The 16,412-nt window shown below is 73.0% G+C and carries 15 protein-coding genes and 1 rRNA gene; 13 read left to right on the forward strand and 3 right to left on the reverse strand.

Annotation, left to right across the window (positions count from 1 at the left end):
- The first annotated feature begins 81 nt into the window (after window positions 1-81).
- From rrf to AQJ84_RS35870, 3 genes are all read left to right on the forward strand, one after another.
- Window positions 82-198, forward strand: a 5S ribosomal RNA gene (gene rrf, locus AQJ84_RS35865).
- Between the two features lie 414 nt (window positions 199-612).
- Complete coding sequence (locus AQJ84_RS43300; RefSeq protein WP_169807756.1) at window positions 613-1,734, forward strand: hypothetical protein; 1,122 nt, start codon at window positions 613-615, stop codon at window positions 1,732-1,734.
- Window positions 1,617-2,504: an MSCRAMM family adhesin SdrC gene (locus tag AQJ84_RS35870; protein ID WP_225877297.1), complete on the forward strand. Its 888-nt coding sequence runs from the start codon at window positions 1,617-1,619 to the stop codon at window positions 2,502-2,504. Before AQJ84_RS43300 ends, AQJ84_RS35870 begins: the two co-directional genes overlap by 118 nt.
- Window positions 2,505-2,576: 72 nt before the next feature.
- Here the strand turns inward: AQJ84_RS35870 and AQJ84_RS35875 are convergent, their stop codons facing one another.
- Window positions 2,577-3,869, reverse strand: coding sequence for a DUF1015 domain-containing protein (locus AQJ84_RS35875; protein ID WP_053190191.1), 1,293 nt, complete (start codon window positions 3,867-3,869; stop codon window positions 2,577-2,579).
- A gap of 72 nt (window positions 3,870-3,941) precedes the next feature.
- Here AQJ84_RS35875 and AQJ84_RS35880 point away from each other — a divergent pair, with 72 nt between their 5' ends.
- The 4 genes from AQJ84_RS35880 (at window position 3,942) to AQJ84_RS35895 (ending at window position 8,122) form a co-directional block, all read left to right on the forward strand.
- A complete protein-coding gene (locus AQJ84_RS35880; protein ID WP_030041340.1) occupies window positions 3,942-4,970 on the forward strand; it encodes an HAD hydrolase-like protein in 1,029 nt (342 codons plus the stop codon).
- A gap of 136 nt (window positions 4,971-5,106) precedes the next feature.
- On the forward strand, window positions 5,107-6,150 hold the full coding sequence (locus tag AQJ84_RS35885) for a FecCD family ABC transporter permease (RefSeq protein WP_030041341.1): 1,044 nt from the start codon (window positions 5,107-5,109) through the stop codon (window positions 6,148-6,150).
- Entirely contained in the window at window positions 6,147-7,220 is a 1,074-nt protein-coding gene (locus tag AQJ84_RS35890) for a FecCD family ABC transporter permease (protein ID WP_225889244.1), read from the forward strand. The genes AQJ84_RS35885 and AQJ84_RS35890 overlap by 4 nt, the downstream gene beginning before the upstream one ends.
- Complete coding sequence (locus tag AQJ84_RS35895) at window positions 7,217-8,122, forward strand: ABC transporter ATP-binding protein (RefSeq protein ID WP_030041343.1); 906 nt, start codon at window positions 7,217-7,219, stop codon at window positions 8,120-8,122. The genes AQJ84_RS35890 and AQJ84_RS35895 overlap by 4 nt, the downstream gene beginning before the upstream one ends.
- On the opposite strand, the gene AQJ84_RS35900 is transcribed toward AQJ84_RS35895, so the two are convergent.
- Window positions 8,106-8,453, reverse strand: coding sequence for an SCP2 sterol-binding domain-containing protein (locus tag AQJ84_RS35900; RefSeq protein ID WP_030041344.1), 348 nt, complete (start codon window positions 8,451-8,453; stop codon window positions 8,106-8,108). The genes AQJ84_RS35895 and AQJ84_RS35900 overlap by 17 nt on opposite strands.
- A 42-nt stretch (window positions 8,454-8,495) precedes the next feature.
- On the opposite strand from AQJ84_RS35900, the gene AQJ84_RS35905 reads away from it, so the two are divergent.
- From AQJ84_RS35905 to AQJ84_RS35930, 6 genes are all read left to right on the forward strand, one after another.
- A complete protein-coding gene (locus AQJ84_RS35905) occupies window positions 8,496-8,777 on the forward strand; it encodes a hypothetical protein (protein ID WP_030041345.1) in 282 nt (93 codons plus the stop codon).
- A gap of 7 nt (window positions 8,778-8,784) precedes the next feature.
- Window positions 8,785-9,600, forward strand: coding sequence for a TlyA family RNA methyltransferase (locus AQJ84_RS35910; protein WP_030041346.1), 816 nt, complete (start codon window positions 8,785-8,787; stop codon window positions 9,598-9,600).
- Window positions 9,597-10,502, forward strand: coding sequence for an NAD kinase (locus AQJ84_RS35915; RefSeq protein ID WP_030041347.1), 906 nt, complete (start codon window positions 9,597-9,599; stop codon window positions 10,500-10,502). The genes AQJ84_RS35910 and AQJ84_RS35915 overlap by 4 nt, the downstream gene beginning before the upstream one ends.
- A gap of 145 nt (window positions 10,503-10,647) precedes the next feature.
- The gene (gene recN / locus AQJ84_RS35920) at window positions 10,648-12,366 is read left to right on the forward strand and encodes a DNA repair protein RecN (protein WP_053190190.1); all 1,719 of its coding nucleotides are present in this window, start codon (window positions 10,648-10,650) and stop codon (window positions 12,364-12,366) included.
- A gap of 65 nt (window positions 12,367-12,431) precedes the next feature.
- Window positions 12,432-13,253 (forward strand): hypothetical protein, encoded by an 822-nt coding sequence (locus tag AQJ84_RS35925; RefSeq protein ID WP_053190189.1) that lies wholly within the window; start codon window positions 12,432-12,434, stop codon window positions 13,251-13,253.
- Between the two features lie 279 nt (window positions 13,254-13,532).
- Window positions 13,533-14,666, forward strand: coding sequence for a glycosyltransferase family 4 protein (locus tag AQJ84_RS35930; protein ID WP_053190188.1), 1,134 nt, complete (start codon window positions 13,533-13,535; stop codon window positions 14,664-14,666).
- Between the two features lie 65 nt (window positions 14,667-14,731).
- On the opposite strand, the gene AQJ84_RS35935 is transcribed toward AQJ84_RS35930, so the two are convergent.
- A complete protein-coding gene (locus tag AQJ84_RS35935) occupies window positions 14,732-16,408 on the reverse strand; it encodes a PucR family transcriptional regulator (RefSeq protein WP_053190195.1) in 1,677 nt (558 codons plus the stop codon).
- Window positions 16,409-16,412: the final 4 nt, after the last annotated feature.

Genomic DNA, 16,412 nt, shown 5'->3' on the forward strand with positions numbered 1-16,412 from the left:
AGTTCTGAGGCAACGACTGTTGCCGGCTTAGAGCAGAACACCAACTGAAAAGTGTGCTTGTTCGCTCGAAACCAATAGGGTTTCGGTGGTTATAGCGTGAGGGAAACGCCCGGTTACATTCCGAACCCGGAAGCTAAGCCTTACAGCGCCGATGGTACTGCAGGGGGGACCCTGTGGGAGAGTAGGACGCCGCCGAACAATTTTTGGAAGGACCCCTGGTCACCAGCGTTCAGCTGGGGCCAGGGGTCCTTTTGTTTTTCCGGAGCGCGCCGGGTACTCGGCTGCGCGAGAATGACTTGCAGTACCGAAGACAGGAGTCACCGATGTCCACCAACTCTCCCGACGATCGACCGGAGCGCGACCAGCGGCGACGGGACAGTGGTGACCGCGGGGACCGTAACGACCGTGGTGACCGAGGCGGATACCGCGGAGACCGTGGCGGCTTCCGCCGTGACAACGACCGCCGTGACAACGAGCGTGGCGGCAACGACCGCGGGGGCAACGACCGCGGGGGCTTTGGCCGTCGCGACGACCGCCGTGACAGCGGTGACCGTGGTGACCGCGGCGGCTTCCGTCGCGACGACAACCGCGGTGGATACGGCGGTGGCCGGCGTGACGACCGTCCGTCAGGGCCGCGTCGTGATGACCGTCCCGCTGGGCCGCGCCGTGACGACCGTGGTGGTGACCGGCCCGCTTTCCGCCGTGACGACAACCGCGGCGGCGGGTACGGCGGTAGGCGCGACGATCGCCGGGATGACCGTCGAGATGGTGACCGTGGGCCTCGTCCGGCGTTCCGTCGCGACGACCGTCCGAGCGGTCCGCGTCGCGACGACCGTCCCGCCGGTCCGCGCCGTGACGACCGTCCGACCGGTCCGCGCCGTGACGACCGTCCGACCGGTCCGCGCCGTGACGACCGTGACCGTGGCTTCCGTCGTGACGACCGTGGTGGTGACCGGCCGCCCTTCCGTCGTGACGACCGCGGAGAGCGTCGGGACGACAATCGTGGTGGCGGCTTCCGCCGTGACGACAACCGGCCCGGCGGCTTCCGCCGTGACGACAACCGTGGTGGCGGCTTCCGTCGCGACGACAACCGAGGCGGTTTCGAGCGGCGCGACGACCGGCGGAGTGATGACCGGGGCGGCTTCCGCCGCGACGACCGCCGTGACGACCGCCAGGGTGACCGTCGTGACGGAGGGGACCGTGGCGGCTTCCGTCGCGATGACCGGCGTGACGACCGTGACCGCGGCGGCTTCCGCAGCGATGACCGGGGCGGCTTCCGGCGTGATGACCGGCGGGACGACAGCCGGGGCGATCGTGGTGGCGACCGCGGTGGGTTCCGTGGGCGTGATGACCGGCGCGACGACCGTCGGGGTGACGAGCGTGGTGACCGGGGCGGCTTCCGTCGCGATGACCGGCGGGACGACAGCCGGGGCGATCGTGGCGGTGAGCGCGGTGGGTTCCGTGGGCGGGACGACCGTGGCGGCCCCCGTGGGCCCCGTCGTGACGACCGTGGTGGACGACCCGGCGGGTTCCGGGACCGTGACGACCGGCGCGGCGGTGACGACCGGCGTGGTGGAGGGCGTTTCCGGGACGAGCGTGAGCGCGACCGGGAGCCGATCAGGCGGCTGCCGATCCCGGAGGACGTCACGGGTGACGAGATCGACAAGGACGTACGGCAGGAGCTGCAGAGCCTGCCGAAGGGTCTTGCCGAGGACGTCGCCAAGAACCTGGTGATGGTTGCCCGGCTCATCGACGAGGACCCCGAGGGCGCGTACGGCTACTCGAAGGTGGCCCTGCGGCTGGCTTCACGTGTCGCGGCGGTCCGTGAGGCGGCCGGGTTCGCGGCGTACGCGAACCAGAAGTACAGCGAGGCGCTCGCGGAGTTCCGGGCCGCGCGCCGGATGACCGGCAACATCGACCTCTGGCCCGTCATGGCCGACTGCGAGCGTGGGCTCGGGCGGCCGGAGAAGGCGCTGGACATGGCCGGAGCACCCGAGGTGCACAAGCTCGACAAGGCCGGACAGGTCGAGATGCGGCTCGTCGCGGCCGGTGCCCGGCGCGACATGGAGCAGCTCGACGCGGCCATCGTGACGCTGCAGAGCCCCGAGCTGGCGTCCAACTCCGTACAGCCGTGGACCGCGCGACTGCGTTACGCCTACGCCGACGCGCTGCTGGCGGCCGGTCGGGAGGGCGAGGCGCGGGAGTGGTTCGCCAAGGCGGTGGAGGCCGACAAGGACGGCAGCACGGACGCGTCGGACCGGCTCGCCGAGCTGGACGGGGTCGAGTTCGTCGACGCCTTCGACGAGAACGAGAGCGACGGCGAGAGCGACGGCGACAACGAGGGCGTGGACGACGTCGAGCCCCTCGACGAGCCCGCTTCCGTCGGCGATGCCGCTCAGAGCACCGACGCCGACGAGAGCTCCGATGTCGACGAGAGCTCGGATGTCGACGCCGAGGCTGAGGCCGCCGACGTCTCGGGTGACAAGGAAGACGACAAGGACTGACGTCCACTGACGTCCACCCACGTCCACGAGTGAAGGGCGGGACCCCGGCAAGGGGTCCCGCCCTTTCGTATGTCACACGTCCAGCGCGCGCAGCACCAGGCCCGAGGCCGGCTTCGGGCCGAACGACGTCGACTTGCGGGGCATCGTGACGCCCTGGCGGGCGAGGTCGCGTACGACCTCCTCGCGGACCGGGTGCATCAGGACGGCCGTACCGCCGTCGCGTTCCGCCTTCTCGACCGTGGCGGCCGTGTCGTGGATGTAGGCGACGTGGGCGGGGGAGTCCTCGGGGATGTGCCAGACGTGGTCGAGGAGAGTGGCGTGCAGGACCGTCGCGTCCAGGGTCCGCCAGGCCGTCGGGCGGTCGGCGGGGACGGTGCGGGCCAGCAGGGCAGGGTCCGGGCGGTCGACGAGGTGGAAGGCGCCGTCGCCGGCCAGAAGGAAGGCGTTGCCCGCGCAGGCCGCGTCGGCGAGGGCGTTCAGGGCCTCCGCCAGGGGGACGTCCAGGCGGCGGACGCGGAAGAGGCCCTCCAAGGGCGCCAGGGCCTCGGCTACCGGCAGGTCGTGCAGGAGACGGTGGATGGCGCGGACGCGCAGCGGATAGCGGGCCGTGTCGACGAGGAGGACCAGGCCGTAGTCCCACGGGCTGGGAGAGGGGTGCTCCGCGCGCAGCCGCCGGTAGGTGGCCCAGCGGTGGTGGCCGTCGGCGATCAGGGCCTGGTGGTGGGCCAGGTCGGAGCGGATCCGGACCAGGTCCGCGGGGTCGGTGACCGACCACAGGCGGTGGCGGAAGCCGTCCTCCGTGGTCGTGGCGAGCAGCGGCGGCCGGGCGGCGGTGCGCTCGACGACCTCGGCCGTCGCGGAGCCGGAGCCGTTGCCGCGATAGGTCAGGAGCAGCGGCTCGAGGTTCGCGGAGGTGGCGCGCATCAGGTCAGCCCGGTCGGCCACGACGTGGGGCATGACGTCCTCGTGGGGCAGGACCACGCCCTCCGACGGCTCCGACAGGTGCAGGGCGCCGATGATGCCCCGCTGGAGCATTCCGTCGCCGTCGCACTGCTCGTAGACGTACAGGCCCGGTTCGCGGTCGGTGGTCAGGACGCCCTCGGACAGCCAGCGGCGCAGGGTCCTGGCCGCCTGTTCGTTGCGCTCGGCGGGGGTGGCGGACTGGGGGAGGATCAGCCGGACGATGTTGTGCGGGTCGGCGTCCTGGAGATGGTGCAGGCCGTCGGGGCGGACGACGACGTCGTACGGCGGAGAGGTCACGGCGGCCAGACTGCCGACCCGGTCGGGGTCGTAACGAAGGCCTCGGAACGGGGTGAGTTCCAGGCCTCGGCGCGCCGTTGCTTCCGAGTGACCTGCTGTGTTCATCCCGGCATCGTACGGGTGTCGGTGGCATGGGGGATGATCGGGGGAAAGCCGTCGAACGAGGAGCGATGCGTAATGAGCCAGGCCGTCACGACGAGGCCCGAGGGCAGCAGGCAGGCCCTGAGCGAGGCGTACGACACGGCGCTGCTCGACCTGGACGGGGTGGTGTACGCGGGAGGGAACGCGATCGCGCACGCCGTGGAGTCACTCGCCACCGCACGGACCGGCGGCATGCATCTCGCGTACGTCACCAACAACGCGCTGCGGACCCCCGACGCCGTTGCCGAGCACCTCACCGAGCTGGGCATACCGACGGAGGCGTCCGACGTCATCACCTCCGCGCAGGCGGTCGCCCGGCTGATCGCCGATCAGGTGCCCGCGGGGGCGCGCGTACTGGTGATCGGCGGGGAGGGGCTGCGGGTGGCGCTGCGCGAACGCGGCCTGGAGCCGGTGGAGTCGGCGGACGACGACCCGGTGGCGGTGGTGCAGGGGTACGGCGGTCCGGACCTGCCCTGGGGACGTTTCGCCGAGGCGTCCTACGCCATCGCGCGCGGGCTGCCGTGGTTCGCGTCCAACACCGACCTGACGATCCCCAGCGCGCGCGGCATCGCGCCGGGCAACGGGGCGGCGGTGCAGGTCGTGCGGATCGCCACGGGCGCCGAGCCGCAGGTCGCGGGCAAGCCGCTGCCGCCCATGCACCGGGAGACGATCCTGCGCACCGGCGCCGAGCGGCCGTTGGTGGTCGGAGACCGGCTGGACACCGACATCGAGGGCGCGTTCAACGGGAAGGTGGACTCGCTGCTCGTCCTGACGGGGGTGACCGACGGCGCGCAGTTGCTCGCCGCTCCGCCGCAGCACCGGCCGACCTACGTCGACGCCGATCTGCGCGGGATGCTCACCGGGCAGCCGGAGGTCACCGAGGAGGGTACGGGGTTCAGGTGCGGTGGTTGGACGGCTCGGGCCGGCGCCGAGCGGCTGGAACTCGACGGTGAGGGCGAGGCCCTGGACGGGTTGCGCGCGCTGTGCGCCGCCGCCTGGACGGCGGCCGGCGAAGGTGTGTGCGAGCTGGATTCCGGGAAGGCGCTGGCACGGCTGGGTCTGTGATCGGCGGCGGTCCGTCCGAGCGTCGGGGTCACGCTCGCCGGGGTGGCGCTCGCCGGGGTGGCGCTCGCAGCCGTGAGCGCGCGCGTGGGCGGCCACGGGATCGTGGCTGATTGCGAGGGTAGGCTAACCTAACCGCGTGTTGGTAGACAGTCCTCCCGAACAGCGCGCGGAGACCGCCCCCGCGCCCCCGACCCGCCGGGCGATACGAGCGTTCGGCCTGCTCGTCTCCGTGGTGATCCTGGTGCTCGTCGCCCTGGCGAGTATCGCGATCGGAGCGAAGGCGCTGTCCATGGGGCAGGTGTGGCACGGCCTGTTCCAGGACTCGGGGACGTACGGCGACGTCGTGGTCGCCGACCGGTTGTCGCGGACGGTGCTGGGGCTGCTGGCCGGTGCCGCGCTCGGACTCTCCGGGGCGGTGCTCCAGGCGCTCACCCGCAATCCGCTGGCCGACCCCGGACTGCTCGGCATCAACGCCGGCGCGTCCGCCGCGGTCGTCACGGCCATCACCTTCTTCGGCGTCACCTCGCTGAGCGGCTATGTCTGGTTCGCGTTCGCCGGCGCGGCCGCGGTCGGGGCGCTGGTCTGGTTCCTCGGCGGCAGCCGGGGGGCGACACCGGTGCGGCTCGCGCTGGCCGGAACCGCGATCAGTGCCGCGCTCTACGGCTATCTCCAAGCTGTGATGATCATGGACGACGCGGCGCTGGCCAGGATGCGCTTCTGGACCGTCGGTTCGCTGGCCTCGGCGAGTAACGCGGCCATCCTCCAGGTGCTGCCGTTCCTCGCGGTGGGCACCGTCCTCGCTCTCACGCTCGCCCGGCCGCTGAACGCCATGGAGATGGGCGACGACACCGCCAAGGCCCTCGGCGCCAACCTCAACCGAACCCGGGCGCTGGCCATGCTCTCCGCGACGGTGCTGTGCGGTGCGGCGACCGCCGCGTGCGGGCCGATCGTGTTCGTCGGGCTGATGGTCCCGCACGTCGTGCGGTCGTTCACCGGCCCCGACCTGCGCTGGATCCTGCCCTACGCGACCATCCTGTCGCCCGTGCTGCTGCTCGGCGCCGACGTCATCGGCCGGGTCGTCGCCCGGCCCGCGGAGCTCCAGGTCGGCATCATCACCGCGATCATCGGTGGCCCGGTCTTCATCTATCTCGTACGACGGCGGAGGACGGCGCAGCTGTGAGGACCAACCGTTCCATCCGTTCCATCCGTTCCATCCGTTCCATCCGTTCCCTCAGGACCCCGGGTGGGCTCTCGCTCCGTCTGGACGTCCGTGCCGTCGCCGTCGTCGCCCTGCTCCTGCTGGCCGCGCTCACCGCGAGCGTCGTGCTGATCGGCACCGGCGACTTCCCGATCCCGGCCGCCGACGTGCTGAAGACGCTTCTCGGGGACGGCAACGCGGGTCAGGAGTTCATCGTCAACGAGCTGCGGCTGCCGCGGGTCCTGGTGGGGCTCCTGGTGGGCGCCTCGCTGGGGCTCGGCGGAGCCCTGTTCCAGGCCATCTCCCGCAATCCGCTGGGCAGTCCCGACGTGCTCGGGCTCGGCCAGGGCGCCACGGCCGGCGCGCTCGTGATGATCGTGCTCTTCTCCGGCAGCGCCACCCAGGTCACCCTCGGTGCGCTCGCGGGCGGTCTGGCGACCGGGTTCGCCATCTATCTGCTCGCCTGGAAGAGGGGTGTGCACGGCTACCGACTGGTCCTGGTCGGTATCGGTGTCTCCGCGATCGTCACGGCGGTCAACGGCTATCTGCTCACGGTGTCCGACATCATCGACGCCGCCCGTGCGGTCGTCTGGATGACCGGCTCGCTCGACGGCCGCGACTGGGAGCAGGTCTGGCCGCTGCTCGGCCTGTGCGCGGTGCTCGTACCGCTCGTCCTCGCCAACGCGCGCGGGCTGCGGATGATGGAGATGGGCGACGACGTGTCGTACGCCCTCGGAGTGCGCGTCGAGCGCGTGCGGCTGCTGCTGATGATCGCCGCCGTCCTGCTCACCGCGACCGCCACCGCGGCCGCCGGCCCGGTCAGCTTCGTGGCGCTCACCGCGCCCCAGCTGGCCCGCCGCCTGACCCGCTCGCCCGGCCCCAACCTGCTGCCGTCCCTGTGCATGGGTGCCGCGCTCCTGGTCACCGCCGACTGGGTCTCGCAACGCACCTTCGGTGCCGGCCAGCTGCCCGTGGGCGTGGTCACCGGTGTCCTGGGCGGCGTCTACCTGCTCTGGCTGCTGGTCACCGAGCGCAAGGCGGGCCGGATATGAGCCCGCAGAAGGAACCCCTGCCCGAGAAGCGCGGCACGGCGAACGAGAACACCCGAAGGAGCACTGTGAACCGCCTGTCCGCCGAGAACGTGACCCTCGCCTACGACCAGCGGGTCATCGCCGAGGAGTTGTCGGTCGAGATACCCGACAACTCCTTCACGGTGATCGTCGGCCCGAACGCGTGTGGCAAGTCCACGCTGCTGCGGGCGCTGTCGCGGATGCTGAAGCCGAGCCAGGGCCGGGTGCTGCTCGACGGTCAGGCCATCCAGTCGATGCCGGCGAAGAAGGTCGCGCGCACCCTCGGGCTGCTCCCGCAGTCGTCGATCGCGCCCGACGGCATCACCGTCGCCGACCTCGTAGGCCGCGGCCGGTACCCGCACCAGGGCATCCTGCGCCAGTGGTCCACCGAGGACGAGCGGGTCGTCCAGGAGTCCATGACCCAGACCGGCGTCGCCGAACTGGCCGAACGGTACGTCGACGAGCTGTCAGGCGGTCAGCGCCAGCGCGTGTGGATCGCCATGGCCCTCGCCCAGCAGACCCCGTTGCTGCTGCTCGACGAGCCGACGACCTACCTCGACATCCAGCACCAGATCGACGTCCTCGACCTGTGCGCCGAACTCCACGAGGAGCAGGGCCGCACGCTGGTCGCCGTGCTGCACGACCTCAACCACGCCGCCCGGTACGCCACGCACCTGGTCGCGCTCAAGGGCGGGAGGATCATCGCCGAGGGCGCTCCCGGCGACATCGTCACGGCCGAGCTGGTCGAGGAGGTCTTCGGGCTGCGCTGCCAGGTCATCGACGACCCGGAGACGGGCACGCCGCTGGTGGTCCCGGCCGCGCGCAAGGCACGCACGCAAACCAGGACCGACCTCGAGAAGGTGGCGGCTACAGAAGCTTCCTGAGGTGGAGCAGGTCCCGTAGCCCCGCCTCGAGCTTCACCCGGCCCGAGCCCCAGGCCTTGGCGAAGTTCAGCTCGCCGTCGACCAGAGCCACCAGGTCGTCGCCGGCCATCGCCAGTCTGATCTGGGCCTTCTCGGGCGGCGGGCCCTGCACGGTGTCCGTCACCACGATCCGGCCGCCGGTCATCCGGCCGACGAAGGTGACGTCCAGGTCGGTGATACGGCAGCTCACCGAGCGGTCCAGGGCCGCCGCGGTACGGGCGTCCCCCCCGGCGTTCTGCATGGTGTCGGAGAGCTTCTCGAGTGCGGCGCGGCACTCCTCGATCGTGGCCATCGCGGTCGACGGTACCGCAGCGGTTCGAGGTAGCGTCTGGGCATGAGCGACACAGTGCCGGAGAACGAGGCACCGCAGGACACGGTGACGGAGACCGGGCACGACCCCGCGGCTCCCGCCCCGCTGCACGTGCCCCGCACCCCCACCGGCAACGCCGAGGTGGACGCCCAGCTGGAGCGACTCGGCGACGCCGACCACCTCGCCACCGACGGCCACGTGGAGGTGTACGAGGATGTACACCGGGGGCTGCGTGACGCGCTCACCGCGCTCGACGCCCGCCCGGGTCCTCCGGCGCCCCCCTCGCCTTACGGGAACAGGAGCTGAACCGAACGTGGCTGGAGTCGCACGCCGCCGTCTCGACGCGGAGCTGGTCCGCCGCAAGCTCGCGCGCTCGCGTGAGCACGCCAGCCAGCTGATCGCGGCCGGGCGGGTCACCGTCGGCAAGACCGTCGCGACCAAGCCCGCCACGCAGGTGGAGACCGCGGCGGCGATCGTGGTCGTCGCCGACGACAGCGATCCCGACTACGTCTCGCGCGGCGGCCACAAGCTCGCCGGCGCCCTGAAGGCGTTCGTGCCGGAGGGACTCGTGGTCGAGGGGCGGCGGGCCCTGGACGCGGGCGCGTCCACCGGGGGCTTCACCGACGTCCTGCTGCGATCGGGGGCCGCGCACGTCGTCGCGGTGGACGTCGGGTACGGGCAACTCGCGTGGTCTCTTCAGAGCGATGAACGCGTCACCGTCAAGGACCGTACGAACGTACGCGAGTTGACGCTCGAAGCGATCGATGGGGAGCCTGTGGATCTTGTCGTGGGGGATCTGTCCTTCATCCCGCTCGGCCTGGTACTGCCCGCCCTGGTGCGGTGCGTGAAGCCGGATGCCGATCTGGTGATGATGGTCAAGCCGCAGTTCGAGGTGGGGAAGGAGCGGCTGGGCAGCGGGGGAGTCGTGCGGAGCCCGCAGCTGCGCGCCGACGCGGTGAGCGCGGTGGGCCGGCGGGCGTGGGAACTGGGGCTCGGCGTGCGGGGGGTCACGGCCAGTCCGCTGCCCGGCCCGTCCGGGAATGTCGAGTACTTTCTGTGGCTGCGGTCGGGTGCACCCGCACTGGACCCGGCCGACGTTGACCGTGCAGTGGCGGAGGGGCCGCGTTGAGCCAGAACCGAGCTCGTACTGTTTTCCTGCTCGCCCACACCGGGAGGCCCGCGGCGATCCGCAGCGCCGAGCTGGTGGTGAAGGGGCTGCTGCGCGAGGGCATCGGCGTACGCGTCCTGGAGGCGGAGGCGATGGACCTGCCGCTGCCGGCGGAGGTGGAGCTGGTCAAGGAGGCCACTCCGCAGTGCCTCGACGGGTGCGAGCTGCTGATCGTGCTGGGCGGCGACGGGACGCTGCTTCGCGGCGCCGAGTTCGCGCGGGCGTCCGGTGTGCCCATGCTGGGCGTCAACCTGGGACGCGTGGGCTTCCTCGCGGAGGCCGAGCGGGACGATCTCGACAAGGTTGTCGAGCGGGTGGCGACAAGGGCGTACGAGGTCGAGGAACGGATGACCGTCGACGTCGTCGTGCATCGCAACGGCGACATCGTGCACACCGACTGGGCGCTCAACGAGGCGGCCGTGCAGAAGGTCTCCGCCGAGAAGCTGCTCGAGGTCGTCCTGGAGATCGACGGGCGGCCGGTCACGGGGTTCGGGTGTGACGGGATCGTGCTGTCGACTCCGACCGGGTCGACCGCGTACGCCTTCTCGGCGGGTGGGCCGGTGGTGTGGCCCGAGGTCGAGGCGCTGTTGATGGTGCCGATCAGCGCGCACGCGTTGTTCGCCAAGCCGTTGGTGACCTCGCCGGACTCCGTGCTCGCGGTCGAGGTGCTGCCTCACATCCCGCCGGGGGTCCTGTGGTGCGACGGGCGGCGGACCGTGGAGCTGCCGCCGGGCGCCCGGGTGGAGGTGCGGCGGGGGGCCGTGCCGGTGCGGCTGGCGCGGCTGCACCACGCCTCGTTCACGGATCGGCTGGTCGCGAAGTTCGCGCTGCCGGTTTCCGGGTGGCGGGGCGCGCCGCACTAGGGGGTGCGCCCCCTCGGGGCCTCCACTCGCCTGGGTGACAAGTTCCGGGTGTGCGCATTCGTTACCTGCACCTTCACATGTCAGAGCCGGGGGCCGTCGCACTTCCCCTCCCTGACCTCGTAAGGTCGTGTCCGTGTTGGAGGAGATGCGGATACGGTCGCTCGGAGTCATCGACGACGCGGTCGTCGAGCTGTCGCCCGGCTTCACGGCCGTCACGGGTGAGACGGGCGCGGGCAAGACCATGGTGGTCACCAGCCTGGGTCTGTTGCTCGGCGGGCGCGCCGACGCGGCGCTCGTGCGGATCGGGGCGGAGAAGGCGGTCGTGGAGGGGCGGATCAGTGTGTCCGCCGGTGCCTCGGCCGTCGTACGGGCCGAGGAGGCCGGGGCGGAGCTCGACGACGGTTCGCTGTTGATCAGCCGGACCGTTTCCGCCGAAGGGCGCTCCCGGGCGCACCTGGGCGGGCGGAGCGTGCCCGTGGGGTTGCTCGCCGAGCTGGCCGACGACCTCGTGGCCGTACACGGGCAGACCGACCAGCAGGGGCTGCTGAAGCTGTCCCGGCAGCGGCAGGCGCTCGACCGGTACGCGGGCGACGCGGTCGCCGTGCCGGCGGCCAAGTACACCGAGGCCTACCGGCGGCTGCGGGCCGTCTGCGTCGAGCTCGACGAGATCACCACGCGTGCGCGTGAGCGGGCCCAGGAGGCCGACATGCTGCGTTACGGCCTCGACGAGATCGCCGGCGTCGAGCCGCGCGCCGGTGAGGACGTCGAGCTGGCGGAGGAGGCGGAGCGGCTCGGGCACGCGGAGGCCCTGTCGTCCGCAGCCACGGCCGCTCACGCCGCCGTCGCCGGCAACCCGGAGGATCCCGAGGGCATCGACGCCGCCACGCTCGTCGCGGGCGCGCAGCGGGCGCTGGACGCCGTGCGGTCCTACGACCCGGCGCTGGCCGCGCTCGCCGACCGGATCGGGGAGCTCGGCATCCTGCTCGGCGACGTGGCGGGGGAGCTCGCCGGGTACGCCGACGACCTCGACGCCGACCCGCTGCGGCTGGCCGCGGTGGAGGAACGGCGGGCCGCGCTGACCGCCCTGACCCGGAAGTACGGCGAGGACGTCGCCGCCGTGCTGTCCTGGGCCGAGCACAGTGCCGCACGGCTCACCGAGCTGGACGGCGACGACGAGCGGATCGGCGAGCTGACCGCCGAACGGGACGCGTTGCGCGACGAGCTGGGCGGACTGGCGCAGGCGTTGACGGACGCGCGGACGGAGGCCGCCGAGCGGTTCGCGGCGGCCGTGACCGCCGAGTTGGCCTCGCTGGCCATGCCGCACGCGCGCGTGTCCTTCGACATCCGCCAGACCGAGGACCCCGAGGGCGTCGAGGTCGGCGGGCGTACGGTCGCGTACGGACCGGCCGGTGTCGACGAGGTCGAGCTGCTGCTGGCCCCGCACCCGGGTGCCCCGCCCCGCCCCATCGCCAAGGGCGCGTCCGGGGGTGAGCTGTCGCGCGTGATGCTGGCGGTGGAGGTGGTCTTCGCGGGGACCGACCCCGTGCCGACGTACCTCTTCGACGAGGTCGACGCCGGCGTCGGTGGCAAGGCGGCGGTGGAGATCGGGCGCAGGCTGGCGCGGCTCGCGAAGACCGCGCAGGTGGTCGTCGTGACCCACCTGCCGCAGGTCGCCGCCTTCGCCGACCGGCAGTTGCTGGTGGAGAAGACCAACGACGGTTCCGTGACCCGGTCCGGCGTGAAGGTGCTGGAAGGCGAGGAGCGGGTCAGGGAGCTGTCCCGGATGCTGGCCGGGCAGGAGGACTCGCAGACGGCCCGGGCCCACGCGGAGGAACTCCTGGCCACGGCCCGCGGGGACGCGTGACCGCGTCGGCGTGACGGACGGTGGCCTCACGACAGGGCCCCGCATCAGACTCTCGAGGTGAGGTCATGCCCATGCGTACGCGCGGGGGAGCCGCGTTCGTGGTGGCGGCCGGGATCGCGCGTGCCGGTGTGGCCGGCCTGCGCAGGACGGCACCGGGGGGCCGCGAGCGCTGGGAGCGGAGGAACCACGCCGGGCGGAGCGTCGCGTTGTACGCCGGGCCGGCCGTCGCCCTCGCGGCGGCCGCCGGGGCCGGGCGGGTGCGGCCCGCCGCCGGGTTCGCCGTGCTGGCCGCCGGGGTGTGCGGGGCCTACGACGACGTTGCCGGGGCCGGTGACGCCCGGCGCGGGTTCCGTGCGCATCTGGCCGCCCTGCGGGGCGGCGAGGTCACCAGCGGGGCCGTGAAGCTGTTCGGGATCTCCGCGGCCGGGCTCGTCGCGGGGGCGTTGCTGAAGGAGCGGGCGGTCGACAAGGTGCTCGCGGGCGTCGTGATCGCCGGAGCCGCGCACTTCGTGAACCTCGTGGACGTACGGCCGGGCCGGGCCGCCACCGCGGTCGTCGCGCTCGCCGCGCCTGGGCTGTTGCGGCGGGGACCGGGGGCGGAACTGGCCGCGGCCACCCTGGGGGCGGCCGCGGCGGTGCTGCCCGACGACCTCGGGGAGCGCACCATGATCGGCGACACGGGGGCGCACGCGCTGGGCGCGGCCCTGGGCGCCGCCGTCGTCGCGGGGTGGGGGCCCGCGCGCTCGAGCGGGACCGCGGGCGGCGGAGGACGGGCCGCACTGCTCGCGCACGCCGCCGCGGTCGTCGCCGCGGCCGTGTACGGGGACAGGGTGAGCGCGGCGGCACGCTCGTGGGGCCCGGGACGGTCCGCCCGGCACGGCCTGTGACGGGGCGAGGGGCGTCAAGAAGGGCGGCCCGCCCACCCCTTGAGTGGAACAGCACGGGCACATGCGTACGGAAGCGGCTATTCCCTCACTCGTGTGGGTGAACCGACCCGCCGTGCCGCCGGGGCGTCCGCTCAGCGCCGTTCCCGGAACACCCGTACGTGCTGGCATCCTTGGCTCAGAACGCAGCACGCGTAGGAAGCGCGCGGTACACCCCTCCGCTCGACACCTTCTGTACGTTTCCTCGTGACCGCCCGACGCCGAACCAGGAGCCCCGGCCACGTGACCCCCGTGAGCAGCCACTCACCGCACGGCCAGTCGCCGCTGCGCACCGTACAGGTGCTGGGTGGAGGAAACGCCGGCAGCAGCGCGCATGTGCGCTCCCTGACCTCGGGGCTGGTCGCGCGCGGCGTGCGGGTCACGGTGTGCGCCCCCGTCGAGGCGGACCGCGCCTACGACTTCACCGGGGCCGGCGCCGAACACGTGCACGTGCCGCGCAGCAGCGACCCGGGGTCGGTGGCCGCACTCCGGCAGGCGTGCACGAACGCCGACCTGGTGCACGCACACGGTCTGCACGCCTCCTTCCGCGCGGTGCTCGCGCTCAGCGGACGGCGTACCCCCCTCATCGTCACCTGGCACGACCGGGCGCACGCCGAGGGCGCGCGCGCCCAGTTCCTGCGCGTGTTGGAACGCCGGGTGGTGAAGGCCGCCACCGTGGTGCTCGGTACCACCTCCGCCCTCGTGGACCGGGCCCGCAGGACCGGAGCCCGGGACGCCCGGCTAGCCGCCGTCACCCTGACCGGTCCGCGCCCGGCCACCGAGGAGGACCCCGACCGGCTGCGCCCGAAGGTCAGGGCCGAACTCGGCGCCACCGGACGCCCGTTGCTGATGGCGGTCGGCTCCCTCGACCGGCACCGCGGCTACGACCTGCTGCTGGACGCCACGCGCGCGTGGCGCCGCCTCGACCCCGTACCGCTGGTGGTGATCGCCGGAGAGGGACCCATGCGCGCCGAACTGCAGCGGCGGATCGAGGACGAGGGGCTGCCGGTCCGGCTCGTCGGACGGCGCGACGACGTCGGCGAACTACTCGCCGGCGCCGACCTCGCGCTGCTGCCGAGCAGCGGTGAGTCACGGGACGTCCTCGCCCAGGAGGCGCTCCACGCGCGCGTGCCGCTGGTCGCCGTCCACGCGGGCGGCATCCCCGAACTCGTCGGCGACGCGGCGGAACTCGTCCCGGCCGGAGACGCGGAGGCCTTCGCCGAAGCCGTCGTACGGCTCCTCGGGGACCCCGCGCGGCAGGAGTCGCTGCGGGAGAAGGGGGCACGGCAGGTGGCCACTTGGCCGACCGAGGACGAGACCGTCGCCCAGGTGCTCAGCGTCTACGACGAGTTGACCCAGCCCCGGCCTCTCATCTAGGCACCTCGTCTGGGCCCTTCGTCTGGGTTCCTCGTCCAGGCCACCCTCGTCCAGGCCCCCCTCGGCTAGGGCAGGAGCCGACGGGCCCGCAGCGCCAGGCTCAACGCCAGTACCGTCTGCGGGTCGTCCAGGTCGGTGCCCAGCAACTCACCGATGCGGGCGAGGCGGTTGTACAGCGTCTGCCGGTTGAGGTGGAGCTCGCGGGCCGTCTCCGCCTTGCGGCCGGCGTGCGCGAGGTACGTCTCCAGGGTGGGCAGCAGCGGAGGCTTGGAGCGGTTGTCGTGGTCGCGGACCGGACCGATCGCGCGGTCCACGAAGGCCGCCAGGTCGGGATGGTCGCGCAGCCGCCACAGGAGCAGCTCGATGTCGAGGCGGCGGGCGTCGTACCAGGGCCGGTCCGACAGCCCCTGTGCCGCCGTCGCCGTCTCGGCCGCGTGCCGCAGACCCGCCGAGGCGGCCGCCCAGCCGCCCGCCACCCCGACGACCACCACCGGCGGCGGGGCCCCGGGCCGTTGCATGCCGGCCCGCTCCACGCCGGCCTTGAGCGCCGCCGCGACCCGGTCCGCGAGCGCCGACCGCTCCGCCTCCGCACGCAGGCCCAGCAGCAGGGGAACGCGGCCTTCGACGGGCCGTACGCCCAACAAAACCGGTACGCCCACCGACGCCAGTTCCTCCGCGACCGCCCGTGCCAGGACCGCCCAGCCTCCCCCGCTCTCGACTCCGCTCGAGCGGGCGGTGCCCCCGGCCGGAGAGAGCGTGTCGCCCAGCCGCATCACCACCGGCAGCAGCGGGCCGTCGCCCGGCTTGAAGCCCAGCACGCGCGCCTGCGCGGGAGCGTCCTCGGCGGCGATACGGCCCTCCGCGAGGTCGGTCAGGAAGTCGCCGCGTCCCCGCGCCGCGAGCTCCTCCTCCTGCCGGGCCTGCATCAGGACCACGGCGAGAATGCTCGCGGCCCGTTCGACGGCCATCCTGTGCACGGGCGCGAGCGGAGCGCGGACGGGGAGCAGTACCAGCCGGGCGCGCACCGAGCCCGTCCCCGGTCCGCCGCCCGGCACGTCCACCACGACCGAGCCGGCGGGCGGAGCGTCCTTGTGCTGACCGCGCAGTCCCTCCCACACCTGGAGCGGGTCAGCGCCCTCGGGTCCGGCCCCGGCGGCGTACAGGAGCCGGCCGGCCGTGGTCTCCAGGAAGACGGGGTTGCCGCCGAAGTCGGCCAGGATGCCGAGGACCTGGGGCACACCGCCGCCGCCCAGCAGGGCCCGCGTGCACCGGCGGTGCACCTCCTCCGCGCGCTGGAGCAGGGCGTAGTGGCCGTTGACGATCTCGGTGTGGATCTCCTCGGTGACCGCGACGAAGGGCACCTCGCGGTGCAGTTGCACCAGCGGCAGACCGGCGGCCCGTGCCGTGTCGACGAGCGCGGCGGGCAGCCGGGTGAACCGCGGGCCCAGTTCCACGACCAGGGCCGCGATGCCGCGCTCGGCCAGGGTGCGTACGAACGCGCGCTGTTCGGCCGGCCGGGTGCCGAGTCCGTAGCCCGTGGTCAGCAGCAGTTCACCGCCCTTGAGGAGGGAGGCGATGTGGGGGACCTCGCCGGCGTGCACCCAGCGCACGGTCCGCTGCAGCCGGTCCGCGCCCGCGAGGATCTCCGGCAGTCCGCTGCGCAGGCCGGGCAGCTCCAGCGCCCGCTGGATGGTGATCCCCGCGCTCTGGGTCTCGAATCTGCTGTCCATGCCGCCGTCCATGCCG

Origin of the sequence: Streptomyces resistomycificus (assembly GCF_001514265.1) — a bacterium.
GTDB lineage: Bacteria > Actinomycetota > Actinomycetes > Streptomycetales > Streptomycetaceae > Streptomyces > Streptomyces resistomycificus.